Raw genomic sequence first — 15,159 nt, forward strand, 5'->3', positions numbered from 1 at the left:
CCTCTCGACCCGCCACCAAGCCCCCAGACCAAAAGCCCAAATCACTCAGCACCAGACGAGCCGCGCATTATCCAGAAAACAGAAATAGGTGTCAACAGGCTGTAACAGTGTCCAGCGGAACTTCGCAATCTGGTGGTTCAAGCGGCTTGCCGATACGGAGCAAGCGACGCGGTGCGCGAACTGAAAGGACGCCAGATAGGAACGCGTCCCGCGCGCTGGGGACTGTAAGGCAACCATTGCGATCCACGGTGAGGCCGGGCCAGCCGCCCTACCCTCGCCCTGACTGACCTCACGGCTCGAAGGAGCGGATCAACCGGTCGAATGGGAGGCTGGAAACAAGGCCGCGTCTGCCCAAGACCAAGAGCCGGGCTGGAAGCCCTACGTCATTTCTTTGACCAGGAAACTGCCCGGGAAGTCAACACCGCGAGCTGTCTAGTGTCCTCTTCGAACACGGAATGCAGTTGCGCGCGGGTTTCGGGGAGCATGCTCGGAATCACGGCATCGCTATCGATACGGTTGGATGCTTCATACAAGCCCCTCAGCGGTGTGCGCCCGAGAGCCTGCCACAACGATCTGAGCCCCAGGGCTTTCGCCCCGGTGCGGCACTTCTTGACGAATCCATCAAGCATGCGGTTCCGGACGACATAACTGGGGTTGGCCTTCACGTGTAGTGCCGCCGGCCGGTGATCCTCGGCGATATCGAGAAAGCGATATACCTCGCGAACGACCGCATCCGCATCGGTCCGGATGTCGTCCATATACACGATCAATAGCTGTTCGGGAGGAAATTCGGACAGCCACCGCGAAAGATGTTTCGCATAGAGACCCTGTTCGACATAGGACGGGTTTTGAGCCAATCCCGCCTCGAAGCTGAAATCGGGTCCAGTGTAAAACCCCAGGCGGACGAGATGTTTATGGTGCGAGAGAGCCCGCTCGATCGGGTCACGCAGGGACACGATGACTTTCAGTTGAGAGTCGTATGCCTTGGCACGCGCCGGGGCATCGTAATCGTGGAAGTAGGAGGGCGAGATCTCGCCGACTGCCTTCGCGACACTGCCGCAAGCGAAATGCCGCTCGTACCACTGATACCCGTTGTCGTAGTGATATGAGAAGAAATCCAGTTCTTTGCGCTCGGAGAGACAGACCTCCGGATGGTCTTCCAGAATGCGGTAGATCCAACTGGAAGCACATTTTTGTGCACCGATACCAATGAATGTCGGTTTCATACTATCCAGACTCAACAATCGTCCCCAAGGAAAATGCAAGGCCACGTTGACCAACAAGACCGCAAGCGCCTGCGAACGCGCGCGCCTGCGCATCTCCGCGCCTGCGCCCAGATCTGAGGCCGAAAATCACAAGGCACTGCAGCCCAGGCGCCTTCTCGCGCTTGCCTGGCCCCCGCCCTTAGGCACCAGTCCGTCACCGCCCCGCACCAATGTCGCGCAGATGACGTGCTTATAGTGGTGACGTCAAAAGTCCCTTGTCCTGCAGCGTCTTCTGCAACAGCTCGTAGTTCGATATATAGCGCGACGCATCGCCTGTCGACTGCCGAGCAATCCTCGCCTGCGACAAATCGGCGTCAGCCGGGTCCAACTGCAGGAAGCGCAATGCCCTCGAAACCGTCTCGGTGCGATCTCGAAGCAGATCTTCGTAACGAATCAGCAAGTAGGGATTGGTTTCCACCAAAGTCGAGAGCATCGTGTCGACCCAGGCCTTGGACTGCAACCGCTTTACTGATGCCCTCAATGGAATGTCGACCCTCAGGTCGTCGGGATATTCAGTACCTACGTAGGCATTCGTCGCTACAGCAACGAACTTGGATTTGAGCCACTCCAGGTTATCGTGCCGAACGATGTGAATTATGTGCAAGCCACGTTGCCGGCGGAACCACGACAGATGCTCGCCGAACCGATCGAAGAACAGGGCCGCGTTGAACCGCGGCGCAATCAGCCATTTGTCCGACGAACTGAAGAGGCTCCGATAGCCAAGCCACTCGATGCGGTCCGAGAACAGCCCCTCCATGTGTTGCCGCTCATGATTCATCAAGCCCGAAAAGTCACCGGAAAGTGCCTTCTCAGCAGCACGTATCTTTCTAAGCCAGGGTACTCGAAGCGACCATTCCCAGCCGCAGGCCACAGCCGGATGCATCCCGATGGATTCGGCAAGCGCGCTGCTGCCGGTACGCTGGGTACCGACGATCACAAATTTATTCATCAGCTACGGCTTGATGCAGGTAATAAACTTTCAAACGGGGAGGGCATTCGACGAGAAACGCGCCACGAAGACGGGCGCTCAATCATACTCATGATTGCGACCCGCAGGACCGTCAGGCTATATCGTGCCGTCGCATATGGATGACTGGTATCCAGTGTCCATTCCATACGGCGACTTGTCTTGCGTCAAACCTGGCGACCTAGGATATCACAGGAGTGATGACCGGCATTTTCGGCATCAAACTGTCCCGAACGACCCAAAAAATGTAGATCAGATCAACTTCAGTTGAACCGGCGGAAGACCGGTTTAACCGAACGACCGACTGCGAATTTTTCGAGGCCTTCATCCAGAGCCCTCCGGTAAACCTGCAGCGCGCCGGCAATAGCCTGGATAGCCTCGTCGATATCGGCGTCGGAATGGCTGAAGCTGACAACAAGGTTGGGAGCCAAGACCCCGCGCTTCATCAATTCCGCCAGGAACAACGTGCGAAACGGCTGAGACGGCTTACGATCCTGATCGAATGTCCAGAAAACAAGGCAGCAAGGGCGTCCCGCCAATCCGAAAAAGTCCTGAAGGTGCAGTTCCTCCACCGACTTACGAACCCCGGCCGCCAACCGCTCGCCCTGCCGCGTCAACACATCCGCCACGTGCTCCCGCTCACACACCTTCATCGTTTCCAGACAAGCTGCCAAGCCCATACTCTCGGCACCATGCGTGGTCGACATCAGAAACACCTTTTCTCGGTCGTGCGCAAGCCCACCCAACTGCATGAACTCCCGCTTGCCCGCCAACGCGGCGACCGCAAAGCCGTTCCCCATGGCCTTGCCAAACGTGGACAAGTCGGGATCCAGATCGAAGATCTGCTGGGCCCCGCGAAGGTGATAGCGAAAACCGGTGATCATCTCATCCAGTATGAACACGACCCCATGTTGGCGGCAGAGACTCTGGACCTGATGCAGGAAACCTTCCAGTGGCGGATCGGTCTTTTCGGCTTCCAGAATCAGGCACGCGATCTGCCCGGGATGCGCATCCAACATGGCCTGTACGCTGCCGATGTCATTGTAGGCGTACCTGACCGTCAGGTCCTTGATGACCTTAGGGATTCCGGCGTCCATGGGGGTGGCCCCAATAAACCAGTCATCGACCGAGAAGAATGGCTGGTCGCCGCAGATCGCGACGAGATCCCGGCCAGTGTAGGCACGAGCCAGCTTGACGGCCGCAGTCGTCGCATCAGAACCGTTCTTGGCGAACTTCACCATCTCGGCGCCGCGAATGAGGCCGAGAAAATGTTCTGCCACCTCGCATTCGATGGCCGCCGGCCTGACGAAGTTAAGGCCCCGCATGGCCTCGCGGCATGCGGCCTGTACCACCGATGGATAGCCATGCCCGAGTATGACCGAGCGCAGCCCGCTCCCGAATTCAATGTATTCGTTGCCGTCGACATCCCAGACGCGACAACCATCCCCGCGCGCGATGATAGCGGGATACGCTTCTGGAAACTGGTCCTCACCCTTGGCGTAGGTATGAGAACCGCCAGGGACCAACTCCTCGAGCCGCCTCTGCAGCGCGATGGATTTTTCGAAGTTCACGTCAAGACTCCGACCAACTGAAAGAAGACACATCCCCGGCCGTCTGACTGCGCAAGTGTTCCCATCCGGAAGGCAGCTGCTACGACACCGCACCGCTCCCCGGCTTCAACACCCAGGCCCCGTCCAATCTGAGCGCTCAGTGATCACCGACGATGCGAACGGCTGACGCTTCAAGAGAAAGCAAACGACGCTGGAACGCAGGCCTACGGATGCCCCGCTGAAAGTACGCACGCAACGGGTGAACAAGAGGTGATGCCAGCAACGGCACGACCGCCGCTCCGCCTACCAAACATACGCACCATCGCGAAACGGAAGGGGGCTGCCGCTACAGCAGCCCCAATCACTTTGGAGACTCACTCGGGGGCGATAACGCCCGCACCAACCGTGTTGTTGGTCGCGTCATCGATCACGATGAAGCTTCCGGTAATGCGATTCTCGGAGTACGAATCGACGAAGATAGGCTGCTGTAGCCGCAGCTTGACCCTAGCGATGTCGTTCATCCGCAACGTGTCCACCCCCGAAATTTTCTCCAGCGTGTTCACATCAACGCGGTACAGCAGTTCCTTGAACGATGCACGCACAGTGCGGCTGGTGTGCTTCACCCAGTACTTGCGCTGCGGCGTCAACTCCTCCTCGGACAACCAGCACATCGTGGCTTCGAGATCCTGCGTCACGATCGGTTCAGCGCTGGCTGCCACCAGCATGTCCCCGCGGGAAATATCAATTTCGTCAGCCAGTTCCAGCACAACAGCCGAATCAGCCTGCGCCTCGGTCAACGGACCATCGGCAGTCAGAATGCTCTTGACGGTGCTGGTCTTCCCTATGGGAAGGACGCGCACGGCGTCACCTATCCGCACGGTTCCAGCCGCAACGCCGCCCTGATAGCCGCGAAATTCGCCTTCGGTCGGCAGTCCGATCACCGCCTCCGCCTGATTACCCAGCATCACACGCGTCACGCGCTGCACCGGGAAACGGAACGGATGATCCGAACCGTCGTGCAGAGCCGGCACCGTGTCCAGGTAATCCACCAGCGTGGGACCGGTGTACCAAGGCATGTGGTCTCCAGTTTCCACAACGTTGTCGCCCTCCAGGGCGGACATCGGTATTGGCAGAATCTCGGTGAATCCGAGGTTTTCGGCAAACGCCAGGTAATCGGTCCGGATCGTCTCGAAGACCTCTTTCGAGTAGTCCACGAGGTCCATCTTGTTGATGGCCAGAACGACACGCGGAATTCCGACCAGACGCGCCAGGTACGAGTGGCGACGGGTTTGCGGCAGAACGCCCCGACGCGCGTCGATCAGAATGATGCCAACGTCAGCCGTCGATGCCGCCGTGACCATGTTCCGCGTGTACTGCTCATGGCCAGGCGCATCACCGATGATGAACTTGCGCTTGGGTGTCGCGAAGTACCGATAAGCGACGTCGATCGTGATACCTTGCTCGCGCTCGGCTTCCAGGCCATCCGTCAGCAGCGACAGGTCGACCTGCGTCAGACCGCGCCGCTCCGAGGTTTTCTCAATGGCTGACAACTGGTCGGCCAGAATGCTCTTCGAATCGTAAAGGAGCCGCCCGATCAGGGTGCTCTTGCCGTCGTCGACGCTGCCGGCGGTAATAAATCGTAATAAACCGGTATGGGTACTCATGCTTGTTGAACCGACTCCGCGGGAAGTTGAAACGGGATGATGATCGATGTACCGAGGGGCCCTAGAAGTACCCTTCCTTTTTCCGGCGCTCCATAGCCGCATCGGAGGTCTGATCATCCAGCCGCGTCGCGCCCCGCTCGGTGATCCGGGTCACTGCCGTTTCGCGCACGATGTCCTCGATTGTCGCCGCCGTCGACTCGACCGGAGCCGTACAGGGAATGTCACCCACGGTCCGGAAGCGGCACGTGATTTTCTCGATCGTCTCGCCGGGTTTCGGCGGCGTCAGGTGCGTGACGGGCACCAGCACCCCGCTGCGGCGCACGATATCGCGTTCGTGAGCGAAGTAAATCTCGGGCAACTCGATCTTTTCCCGCAGGATGTACTGCCAAACGTCGAGTTCGGTCCAGTTGGAGATCGGGAACACCCGCATGTTCTCGCCCTTATGCACCCGCGTGTTGTACAGCTCCCACAACTCCGGCCGCTGATTCTTCGGATCCCACTGCCCGAATTCGTCGCGGAAGCTGAAGATCCGTTCCTTCGCTCGCGCTTTCTCCTCGTCGCGTCGACCACCGCCAATACACGCGTCGAACTCGAATTCCGCGATGGCTTCCAGCAAGGTCACCGATTGGTACGGGTTACGCGCCTCGTCCGGCGATTTCATCCGGATCGTACCGCGCTTGATCGAATCCTCAAGCGACCGAACAACGAGCTTGCAGCCAAACTTCTCCGCGATTCGATCCCGAAATTCGATGACTTCCGGGTAGTTGTGCTCGGTGTCGACGTGCAGCAGCGTGAAACCGACCTTCTCGGGGAAGTAGGCCTTACGGGCTAGATGGAGGGCGACGGCCGAATCCTTGCCGCCGGAGAAGAGTAGCGCGGCGTTGCGACACTCGGCCGCCACTTCGCGCAGAATGAAGATCGACTCCGCCTCAAGAGCGTCCAAATGGCTGAAGTAGCCACCGGCGTCGCTGTGATGCTCGTCGAGTAAACCCGGGATGTTTTTGGCTGGTACGCTCATAGGCTCACTGGATTTTGGGTTGCTGGCAACCGTTTATGCGAATTTACGCGAGTGTTTAGCATACCTAATCAGAGGGGTATCTGTCCAAGCGGGCAATTCGAACGCAGCCGTTCACACCAGAGCCGTCGATCCGCCAACGGTCCAATCCGGCCACACCAACCAGCCCTCTCCTCAAGCGGGAGCGCACGCTACGCGCCGAGAAGGAGCTGTCAGGAAACGCTCCGTTTTACCGTCTGGGCGGGAGACGCACAGCTGGACCGCAAATTGATTCGCCAAGGACCATGCTACCGTGTCACCCGTTCGTATCGGCACGGCCATTTCCGCATGGAAGCCGGATTCCAGGGATCGCCTTCCAGATTGCTCCGTCTTCGAGCGACCCCGCCGCGGGTGACCGGCGTCACCAGCAGATGAACATCATCGGTCAACACGAAGCGGCAATGGGATGCGAACCGAGTCGGCTCGATCGGAGCCAGCGCCACGACGACCGCCAACACAGCACGCGGCAGACCACCGGGAAATAGGACGCAAGCGGGCCGCTACCGCGCAAGGGAATGTATCGGACAGTCGGCCGAGGCAGCTAACTCCCATCGGCGCATCCGGATGGCGGATCTTATGCGAGAGACGGGGCGCGTCAATCAGTAAACAGCAACCTGTCCTTGCTTTCGCACCAGGCAGCAACAAGAAGGCGATGTGGTGGTTCGAGGACTGACCCCAAAATCCCGGAGCTTCTCCTGAGCCCCCCCATCAAACACGACGGATCAGCGGCAGCCGCGCCAGAGCAAATCCTCGTGCACCCAGCCCTTGCGCTCGGTCCTCACCCTGTAGATTTCGCCGCGCCTCACCTTTTCGACCAAGGGTGCGGCTTGTCGATCAAAGTGGGGCACGGAGCAAGCGTCGCGCGGGTAAGGCTCAAAGATGTCGATGCCGTGCGCGGGTGGCTGCGCCGGATGCTGATGGAGCACGGCCATGACTGAGCGTTTGCAGAACCTGGAACTTGGCCTGATCGGCAACAGCACGGTCGCCGCACTGGTGGATGAGCATGGCGAGATCGTCTGGGGCTGTTTTCCCCGCTTCGACAGCGACGCGGTGTTCTGCTCCTTGTTGCGTGGTGAACGCCGGCCCGACGATGCGGGTTTTTGCGCCATCGAGCTGATCGATCTCGCTGAGAGCAGCCAGACCTATCAGGAGAACACCGCGATACTCGTGACCCGGCTGCAGGACCGGCACGGCAACGCCATCGAAATCACCGATTTCGCACCCCGCTTTCGGCAGTTCGGCCGCATGTTCTGCCCGATGATGCTGGTCCGTCAGGTACGGCGTCTCGCCGGCACACCCCGCGTGCGTTTTCGGGTGCGGCCGGCGCAGAACTACGGCGAAGGGCGAGCGCACGTGACCTGGGGCAGCCATCATGTTCGCTACCAGACCTCCGAACTGGCGCTGCGCCTGACTACTGATGCGCCCATCACCGCAATCCTGGAAGAGTATCCGCTGTTCCTGGAGGCCGAGTACACGCTGCTGTTGGGCCCTGATGAGACCGTCGGGGAAGGCGTGGGACCGCTGGGGCGGCGCTTCCACGAGGAGACGGCAGGATACTGGCACGAATGGGTACGCTACCTTTCGATCCCGTACGAATGGCAGGAGGCTGTGATCCGGGCAGCGATCACGCTTAAGCTGAATGCGTTCGACGACACCGGGGCCATCATCGCGGCAGTGACGACCTCGATCCCGGAGGCGGCGGGTTCCGGCCGGAACTGGGATTATCGCTACTGCTGGCTCCGCGACGGCTATTTCACCGTCAACGCCCTAAACCGCCTGGGGACGACGCGCACGATGGAGCGTTACATCGCATTCATCGTCAACATCGCGGCAGGCACTGCCGACGGCTCGTTGCAACCGTGCTACGGCATCACGGGTGCGACAAATCTGGAAGAACGTGTCGTGCCCTCGCTTACGGGGTATCGCGCGATGGGCCCGGTCCGGGTCGGGAACCAGGCCTACCGTCAGGTTCAGCACGATGTGTACGGCTCGGCGATCCTGACCGCGACGCACATGTTTTTCGACCGGCGTCTGACCCGTCGCGGCGACCGCGTCCTGTTCGCACGCCTGGAACGTCTCGGCGACCGCGCGTTCGCGCTTTTCGACAAACCCGATGCCGGGCTGTGGGAACTGCGCGGCATGGCCCGCATCCACACTTTCTCGAGTCTGATGTGCTGGGCGGGTTGCGACCGGCTGGCCCGGATCGCCCGACAACTCGGCCTGGTCGATCGCGCGGACGAATGGGAGCGTCGCGCCGGGATCATTCGCGAAACGATACTCGCGCCGGGCTGGAGTGAATCTCGGCAGAGTTTCGTCGCCAGTTTCGAAGGCGACACCCTGGACGCCAGCCTGCTATTGATCAACGAACTCGGCTTCCTGCCGGCCGATGACCCCCGCTTCGCGGCGACGGTTACCGCTATCGAAGGGGAGCTCAAGCGGGGCGATTTCGTGTTTCGCTACGTCGAGAGCGACGACTTCGGGGAGCCGGAGAATGCGTTCGTGATCTGCACCTTTTGGTATCTGTATGCGATCGCGGCGCTCGGCCGCAAGGACGAGGCCCGGGCCTTGTTTGAACGCCTGATCGCGTGCCGCAATCGGCTTGGCCTGATGGCTGAGCATATCGATCCCGCCACCGGCGAACCCTGGGGCAACTTCGTGCAGACCTACAGCATGGTCGGCCTGATCAGCACCGCAATACGGCTTTCGATACGCTGGGACGAAGCATTCTGACGCCCCTCCCACGCGTCGAGTGATCGACACGCACTTCACGGGAACGACTGCGCCGTCCGCTACGTAGTCCTACGGATTGACGGCTTTGGTCCGGAGCGCGACCCTCACAGTTGAAGGGAAGCAATAAAGGCGCAACAGGGAAGGCCAAGAAGCGCCAGCGCCGGCACCCGGTTCTTCCGCAAATTTCGAGATCCACCCGGGTACCGACTCACGCCCATCGGAATGAGGGGGATCGGGTCATGAAGCCATTCGCTTGGTTCGCGGCGAAGCGTAAACAAGCGCGCGATCGGCATCACGAGGCAACACCCAGTCGCGAAACGCCAACGGCAAGCACGCCGGGTCCGCTGCACGCCGACACAGGCGCCCCCGACACGGCAGTTCGACCCGCTGAATCGCTCCCGGCAAAGGTAACTCCTTCACCACGCGGCCTGCTGCCCGGCTCCGACGGTGAACACCGGCTGCAGTGCCAATACGGCTCGCAGGAACGAGCCCATGGCTTCTACACCCGCCAGGTCCTGGACTACCTGTCACCGACGATGCAGGCGTTCATCGCACGACAGGAAATTCTTTTCGTGGCAACGGCCGACCGCCATGGCGAATGCGACTGCACCTCGAAATTCGGCCGGCCGGGCTTCATCCGGGTGCTGGACGAAAAGTACCTGATCTATCCCGAGTATCGCGGCAACGGGGTGTTCGCGAACCTCGGTAACATTACCGAGAACCCGCATATCGCGATGCTGATCCTGGATTTGTACCGCGACACCATCGGCTTGCACGTCAACGGCCGGGCGCGAATCGTGACGAACGAAGAACTGCTGGCCTGCAGAGACGATCTGCCGAACGACGTCATGGACGAAATCGGCCTGGAAGGCAAGAAGCGGCCCGAGCGCTGGGTCATGGTCGAGGTGGAAGAAGCCTACATCCAATGCTCGAAGCATATCCCGCTAATGAAAAGGTTGGATAAGCGGGTCGACTGGGGCACGGATAACGTAGTTGCCAAAGGAGGCGATTACTTCCGCCTGCAGGAAATTCCGCTTTACGACCGTATCGGCGGCGACAAGGCGATGGAAGTGCTGGTCGACGACTTCTACCGTCGCGTACTTAAGGACGACTTCGTCGGCCGCTTTTTCGAGGACGTCGACATGGAAGCGCAACATCTGAAGCAGAAGTCCTTCCTGGCCATGGCCTTCGGTGGCCCGTACCCCTATTCAGGCAAGGACTTACGCTCGGTGCACAAACGCCTGATCGATGAACTGGGACTCACCGACGCCCACTTCGACCGGGTGTTGCAGCACTTTCGGGACACCGTGATCGCAGCACAGCTACCGGAACCGGAGGTCAACGGGCTCTGCGAGATCCTGGAAGGTTTTCGCGACGATGTAATGAACCGCTGAATCCGAAAAGCCGCCGTGGGGCTCCTGCCATGAATGAGGTCTACGAATTCGCTGCCAAGTGGCCGAAGCGCCTGTTCGGCGACGTCTGCCATCATGACCTGGAGCCACCCGATCCCGGAGAGCACGCTCATGGCGGAGATCCGCGCTCCGCGCTGTGGGCTCGCAGTTTCTTTTCGGGCACCCGGCGTTGCGATTCGACCCAGTCCGACCGTCTGGTCGTCGTGCGACGCGGCATCCCGGTCCACGAGTTCGATCTGCGGCAACTGCCGCCAGAGGCAGTCATCGGGCGTCACCCGGCCGCCGCGATCCGGCTGGAGGCCTTCGGTCTCGGCATGTTTCACGCGTGCTTGTGGCGCTTCGACGACGAGTTCTACATCGAGGCGCTGGAACCGGCTTGCGAGACGCTGGTAGACCGCAAGCGGCTCGCGCCCAAGGATCCGGCAAGGCTTTTCGACGGTACCGTCGTCGAGATTCCCGGCTATCAGCTGTTGTTTACGCTGGCCTCGATGGCGGGATCAAGCGGAGACGGGGATACCGATCGATCAGTCGCAACGCGCGCCCTCGTCCGGACCGAGGTGTCGTTACCAGCACCTCTTTCTCCGCAGCGGTCGGAACTGCTCGAAGAGCGCCAACGACTGCCGCTGTGGCGTGAAGGCACCGCGCGGCTGCGCGTCGTCGATATCCTCGACGAGACCGCCGACACCCGGACCTTTCGGTTCGCCGGCGAGCCGCCAATGCTCTTCTGCTATCAGCCGGGCCAGTACGTGACCTTGCTGCTGGAGATCGACGGCCGCGAGGTGCACCGCTGTTACAGCATGTCCTCCACTCCCTCACGCCCGCACCTGTTGGAACTCACCGTAAAGCGCATGCCTGGTGGACTGGTGTCGAACTGGCTGTGCGACCGCGTCGGAATCGGCGACGTGCTGCGCGCCCAGGCGCCTGCGGGTCGCTTCAGCTGTGTCGCGAATCCGGTGCGGAAGCTGCTTTTCGTGGGCGCCGGGAGCGGCATCACGCCCATCATGTCGATGTGTCGCTGGATCGTCGACACCGCCGCGGACGTCGACCTCACGCTCCTCGCGTCATTCCGGAGGCCGGAAGACATCCTCTTTCGCCGGGAACTCGAATGGCTGTCGACCCGCCACCCGGCCTTCCGTGTCGCGCTGACACTTACCGGGGAAGGGGTCGGGGCCCGGGGCTGGACCGGCATCACCGGCCGGGTCAATGCCGGGATGCTGTCGCTCGTCGCACCGGATTTGCATGACCGGCAGGTCTTCCTTTGCGGTCCCGAGCCCTTCATGGACGATGTCCGCACATTGTTGCGGCAACTCGATTTCGACTTCTCGGCCTTGCACGCGGAGAGTTTCGGGCCCTCCTACGTCGCCGCCCGCGCCGCTTCGGGGACCACCCCGTTGAATCTCACGGGGACACGGCATCGCGTGATCTTTCGCAACTCCGGCCTGTCCGTGGAAACCGACGAGTACACCTCATTGCTGGAACTCGCCGAAGCCCATGGCATCGGCATCGAATGCAATTGCCGCGCCGGAAATTGCGGGGAGTGCGAGGTCAAGTGCCGGGGCGAGGTCGCTTTTGCGCCGACCTGCGAGATCGACGCGGCCTCGCGCGCGGCCGGCTTCGTCTGGGCCTGCTCGTGCACGGCTCGATCCGATCTAGAAGTGGACGCCTGACGGCTCGCCAGCGCGGAGGCGGGTCGAGCGCGAGGGCACCAGCAAACTTCTCAGACATTCCCCGGGGTTCGGGCAAGGCTTGCCGACACCGTCGAGCCGTCAGTGTATGATCGCCGGGCCGAGTGATGTTTGTGAGTCGAAACCTTGTAGGCTTGCAAAGCACCGGAGCCTTTCGCCAATAGCGCAGGTACAGGCGCAGGCATTGCCCTAGTGCCCGCGGTCCCTCCCTGGCGATCGCCGCGGCCGCTGCCCTTTTGCGGCAGACGGCACTGGTTCACGACAACAACAACGACACGGTATCCGAGGATGTCCGACTACAAAAAGTACCGATGCATGGAATGTGAGCATATCTATGACGAAGCCAAGGGCGATCCCGACAGCGGCATCGCCCCGGGGACACGATGGGAGGATATTCCCGAGAGTTGGGCCTGCCCGATCTGCGGCGCACCCAAGAGCTTTTTCGAGCGAATGGATTGACCGCCCCGACGCCAGCCTTCAACCAGGAGGAACTCGCCATGAAATTCAGACCCTGTGTACCCGACCACTGCACCAAGGAGGGAACGCACTGCGAAGGGTGTGGTCGCTCTCACGAAGAGATTGCCGAGACGAAACAGATGATCATGGCGCTGGTCGGTTTCGCCCAGCGTCAAGGCTATGACAACGTGGATGAATTCTCGGAATTCGTCGCCAGAAGCGTGTCGGCCAAATTCAAGGCGGCGACGTAACGCCATGCTTGCCCTCATCGAAATGGATCGGCGGTGGCAGCGTCATGGCTTGTGGCTGGGCGTCTTCTTCCTGATGTTCGAAGCGGCCGTCTGGGGTAGCGGGTCCACCGGCTTCCTCACTTCCCTGTTGTCCGGAATCAGCGCCTCGCTTTTTGCCGGTCTCATGACACTGTTGGTCGGCTTCGTGCACTCGGCCGACTGACTGAGACTTCCGCGGGCGACGGTGATCACGAAAAACCGGCGCCCCGGCCTATCGGTTGGGACGATCGCGGAAATCCGAGTCGGGGTCGGAGGAGTGCTCGACGACGGACAGCGCATGCGTGGCTGGACGAGGTCGAGTGTCGACGTACCGTGCGCTTCGCAGGGTCAAAGGGAGAACGAGGAGGGGAATCCGAAAGACAAGCGGCCGGACGCTTCGGTAGGTCGAAAGTAAAGAACTGACCCCATGCTGTTGCCTGACTGCGACATCCGCGGGCGACGGTGATCACGAAAAACCGCCGCCCCGGGGCTTTCGGTCATACAGATCGCGGAAATCCGAGTCGCGGTCACAGCGCTCGACGGACCGCTCCTATGTGGCTGGACGAGGTCGAGTGTCGCCGTACCGTGCACTTCGCAGGGTCACAGGGAGAACGAGGAGGGAATGTGGAAGACAATAGGTTCGCCGCATCGGTAGGTCGAAAATCAAGAACTGACCCCTGGCTACAAACTGGTCCACCGTACTCTTGCCGCTTTGGCTTCTTGCGGCTCATACTCTGGCCCCGTCTTTGTGCAAACCCTGCAGCGTCTGTAGCTCGAAATCTTCCCCCACCTTACTAAGCAGGTGAAGAACGTCTCGACCGTCGGCAACTGTGGAGACCGTAGGGTGACTCTCAGCAAAGCGGAGACGCATAATGTGCTGGGCAAAAACTATGGCAGGACCAATGTGGCCTTTCGCGTCACGAAGCTCACTATTCGCTGCTATTTCCTTGGTCATGCGGCCCATTAGTTCTGCGGGACTCGCATTGCTCTTGGCTGCAACTGCCATAAGAACGACCATCCATAAGGGCGCTTCCGTGGCAATCATTCCGACACCCAATGTGGTAGCTAGATGAGAGCCGAAGAGCTGCGCCACCAGCAGAGCTGTGTCAGCCTGTTTTAGTACGCGCTCTTGGTCAGTGGGCAGGGGGCGGTTCGCGTTGTGAATGATTTGATGGCGCGCATCGACAAGCTCATAAAGCTGCGCTCTCCATGGTTGCTCCCTAAGATCTATGTTTATCCTCTTAGGTGGATCCCCCGGCACAAGAGGATGGAATGTAGTTTCATTCAGTGCATCAAACGTTGGGCGGCCGAATAATGGTTCGAACGCCAAGTTGACGACATCTAGGTTCTGGAAGTTTCTCTGTGCAGCCAAGTGGTCCTCAATCGAGGCTCTTCCACTTATAAAGGCAGACAGAGTAGCATAGTCAATCTTCCCCTTCGTTGCCTCAGTCGCCTTCTCTAGAAATGAGGGATCGCGTTTGCAAAGCAGAACAAAGCAGTCGCGAAAAAAAGTCTCAAGCGCGCGTACTATGAACACTTGAAGATGTGCAAGCGAACAGCGTATAAGCTCGGATGATGGCTTAGTGGTCGCCAAGCTTTGGTGCGGCAGTGCAGCCTGCTGCCAGGCTTTCAAGAAACCTACTATGTACGATGCGACGCCCTCTCTGTCTGACCGCAGCCCCAGTTGGTTTTCCATGTCGTTTGCCACGTACCTCCCTTAAATCTATCGCAGGGCTAAGGGGCGGGCGCCAAAGAACGACTGTCCCGCTTGAGAGCCATGTTAGCGATGCTTAAGAATGACACATGGTTGACCATTGAAGGTTTCCGGCCATCGGTGCTCACATGACTCTGTTTCTGGCTTTTCTAAAGAAGTAAGAAGATAAGGACACTGAACCTTATGCCCCAGTGGAAAATCAACACCCATCCAATAACCGGCATAATAACTTCCATGCTCCATTAAATAATATACCCCCGTTCCTGTTGGTAAGTTGCTTTTTGCTATATACGCCAGCGAAATGCTATTCCCGTGCCTAACAGGCTGGTGAAAAACTCCGAAGGCGTTGTGTGGCGGGGGCTCCGGCGTTCTGGACGGGGTAAAATACGGTAT

General features: G+C 59.9%; 13 protein-coding genes. 6 read left to right on the plus strand and 7 right to left on the minus strand.

From position 1 onward, the window contains the following. Positions 1-383 precede the first annotated feature (383 nt). The 5 genes from ACW73L_RS21715 to cysD all read right to left on the minus strand — a co-directional run bounded on the left by ACW73L_RS21715 (position 384) and on the right by cysD (position 6,464). A complete protein-coding gene (locus ACW73L_RS21715) occupies positions 384-1,226 on the minus strand; it encodes a sulfotransferase domain-containing protein (RefSeq protein WP_498924634.1) in 843 nt (280 codons plus the stop codon). A 229-nt stretch (positions 1,227-1,455) separates the two neighbouring features. Further along, on the minus strand, positions 1,456-2,214 hold the full coding sequence (locus ACW73L_RS21720) for a sulfotransferase (protein ID WP_498924635.1): 759 nt from the start codon (positions 2,212-2,214) through the stop codon (positions 1,456-1,458). 281 nt (positions 2,215-2,495) lie between these two features. Further along, entirely contained in the window at positions 2,496-3,803 is a 1,308-nt protein-coding gene (locus tag ACW73L_RS21725; protein WP_498924636.1) for a glutamate-1-semialdehyde 2,1-aminomutase, read from the minus strand. Between the two features lie 353 nt (positions 3,804-4,156). Next, positions 4,157-5,446 carry a sulfate adenylyltransferase subunit 1 gene (locus ACW73L_RS21730; protein ID WP_139559758.1) on the minus strand — a complete coding sequence of 430 codons (1,290 nt, stop codon included), beginning with the start codon at positions 5,444-5,446 and terminating at the stop codon, positions 4,157-4,159. Between the two features lie 61 nt (positions 5,447-5,507). Next, on the minus strand, positions 5,508-6,464 hold the full coding sequence (cysD, locus tag ACW73L_RS21735) for a sulfate adenylyltransferase subunit CysD (RefSeq protein ID WP_139559759.1): 957 nt from the start codon (positions 6,462-6,464) through the stop codon (positions 5,508-5,510). A 966-nt stretch (positions 6,465-7,430) separates the two neighbouring features. Here cysD and ACW73L_RS21740 point away from each other — a divergent pair. The 6 genes from ACW73L_RS21740 to ACW73L_RS21765 all read left to right on the plus strand — a co-directional run bounded on the left by ACW73L_RS21740 (position 7,431) and on the right by ACW73L_RS21765 (position 13,236). Beyond that, the gene (locus tag ACW73L_RS21740; protein WP_498924637.1) at positions 7,431-9,230 is read left to right on the plus strand and encodes a glycoside hydrolase family 15 protein; all 1,800 of its coding nucleotides are present in this window, start codon (positions 7,431-7,433) and stop codon (positions 9,228-9,230) included. A 239-nt stretch (positions 9,231-9,469) separates the two neighbouring features. Further along, positions 9,470-10,624 (plus strand): globin domain-containing protein, encoded by a 1,155-nt coding sequence (locus ACW73L_RS21745; protein ID WP_498924638.1) that lies wholly within the window; start codon positions 9,470-9,472, stop codon positions 10,622-10,624. A gap of 29 nt (positions 10,625-10,653) precedes the next feature. Continuing rightward, the gene (locus ACW73L_RS21750; RefSeq protein WP_498924639.1) at positions 10,654-12,309 is read left to right on the plus strand and encodes an FAD-binding oxidoreductase; all 1,656 of its coding nucleotides are present in this window, start codon (positions 10,654-10,656) and stop codon (positions 12,307-12,309) included. A 306-nt stretch (positions 12,310-12,615) separates the two neighbouring features. Then, complete coding sequence (locus ACW73L_RS21755; protein WP_498924640.1) at positions 12,616-12,786, plus strand: rubredoxin; 171 nt, start codon at positions 12,616-12,618, stop codon at positions 12,784-12,786. Positions 12,787-12,824: 38 nt separating this feature from the next. Beyond that, positions 12,825-13,034 carry a DUF1289 domain-containing protein gene (locus ACW73L_RS21760; protein WP_498924641.1) on the plus strand — a complete coding sequence of 70 codons (210 nt, stop codon included), beginning with the start codon at positions 12,825-12,827 and terminating at the stop codon, positions 13,032-13,034. Between the two features lie 4 nt (positions 13,035-13,038). Next, positions 13,039-13,236 (plus strand): hypothetical protein, encoded by a 198-nt coding sequence (locus ACW73L_RS21765; protein WP_498924642.1) that lies wholly within the window; start codon positions 13,039-13,041, stop codon positions 13,234-13,236. A 543-nt stretch (positions 13,237-13,779) separates the two neighbouring features. On the opposite strand, the gene ACW73L_RS21770 is transcribed toward ACW73L_RS21765, so the two are convergent. Together ACW73L_RS21770 and ACW73L_RS21775 are read right to left on the minus strand one after the other, a co-directional pair. Continuing rightward, complete coding sequence (locus tag ACW73L_RS21770; RefSeq protein WP_498924643.1) at positions 13,780-14,685, minus strand: hypothetical protein; 906 nt, start codon at positions 14,683-14,685, stop codon at positions 13,780-13,782. A 147-nt stretch (positions 14,686-14,832) separates the two neighbouring features. Continuing rightward, positions 14,833-15,159: hypothetical protein (locus ACW73L_RS21775; protein ID WP_498924644.1), on the minus strand; the 327-nt coding region annotated here is incomplete at its 5' end.

Source organism: Methylolobus aquaticus (assembly GCF_054172105.1).

Bases quoted from the DNA above. Each gene is read 5' to 3' on its own strand.
- ACW73L_RS21745 (WP_498924638.1), top strand. From the start codon at position 9,470: ATGAAGCCATTCGCTTGGTTCGCGGCGAAGCGTAAACAAGCGCGCGAT.
- ACW73L_RS21730 (WP_139559758.1), bottom strand. From the start codon at position 5,446: ATGAGTACCCATACCGGTTTATTACGATTTATTACCGCCGGCAGCGTC.
- ACW73L_RS21715 (WP_498924634.1), bottom strand. From the start codon at position 1,226: ATGAAACCGACATTCATTGGTATCGGTGCACAAAAATGTGCTTCCAGT.
- ACW73L_RS21755 (WP_498924640.1), top strand. From the start codon at position 12,616: ATGTCCGACTACAAAAAGTACCGATGCATGGAATGTGAGCATATCTAT.
- cysD (WP_139559759.1), bottom strand. From the start codon at position 6,464: ATGAGCGTACCAGCCAAAAACATCCCGGGTTTACTCGACGAGCATCAC.
- ACW73L_RS21760 (WP_498924641.1), top strand. From the start codon at position 12,825: ATGAAATTCAGACCCTGTGTACCCGACCACTGCACCAAGGAGGGAACG.
- ACW73L_RS21765 (WP_498924642.1), top strand. From the start codon at position 13,039: ATGCTTGCCCTCATCGAAATGGATCGGCGGTGGCAGCGTCATGGCTTG.
- ACW73L_RS21740 (WP_498924637.1), top strand. From the start codon at position 7,431: ATGACTGAGCGTTTGCAGAACCTGGAACTTGGCCTGATCGGCAACAGC.
- ACW73L_RS21720 (WP_498924635.1), bottom strand. From the start codon at position 2,214: ATGAATAAATTTGTGATCGTCGGTACCCAGCGTACCGGCAGCAGCGCG.
- ACW73L_RS21750 (WP_498924639.1), top strand. From the start codon at position 10,654: ATGAATGAGGTCTACGAATTCGCTGCCAAGTGGCCGAAGCGCCTGTTC.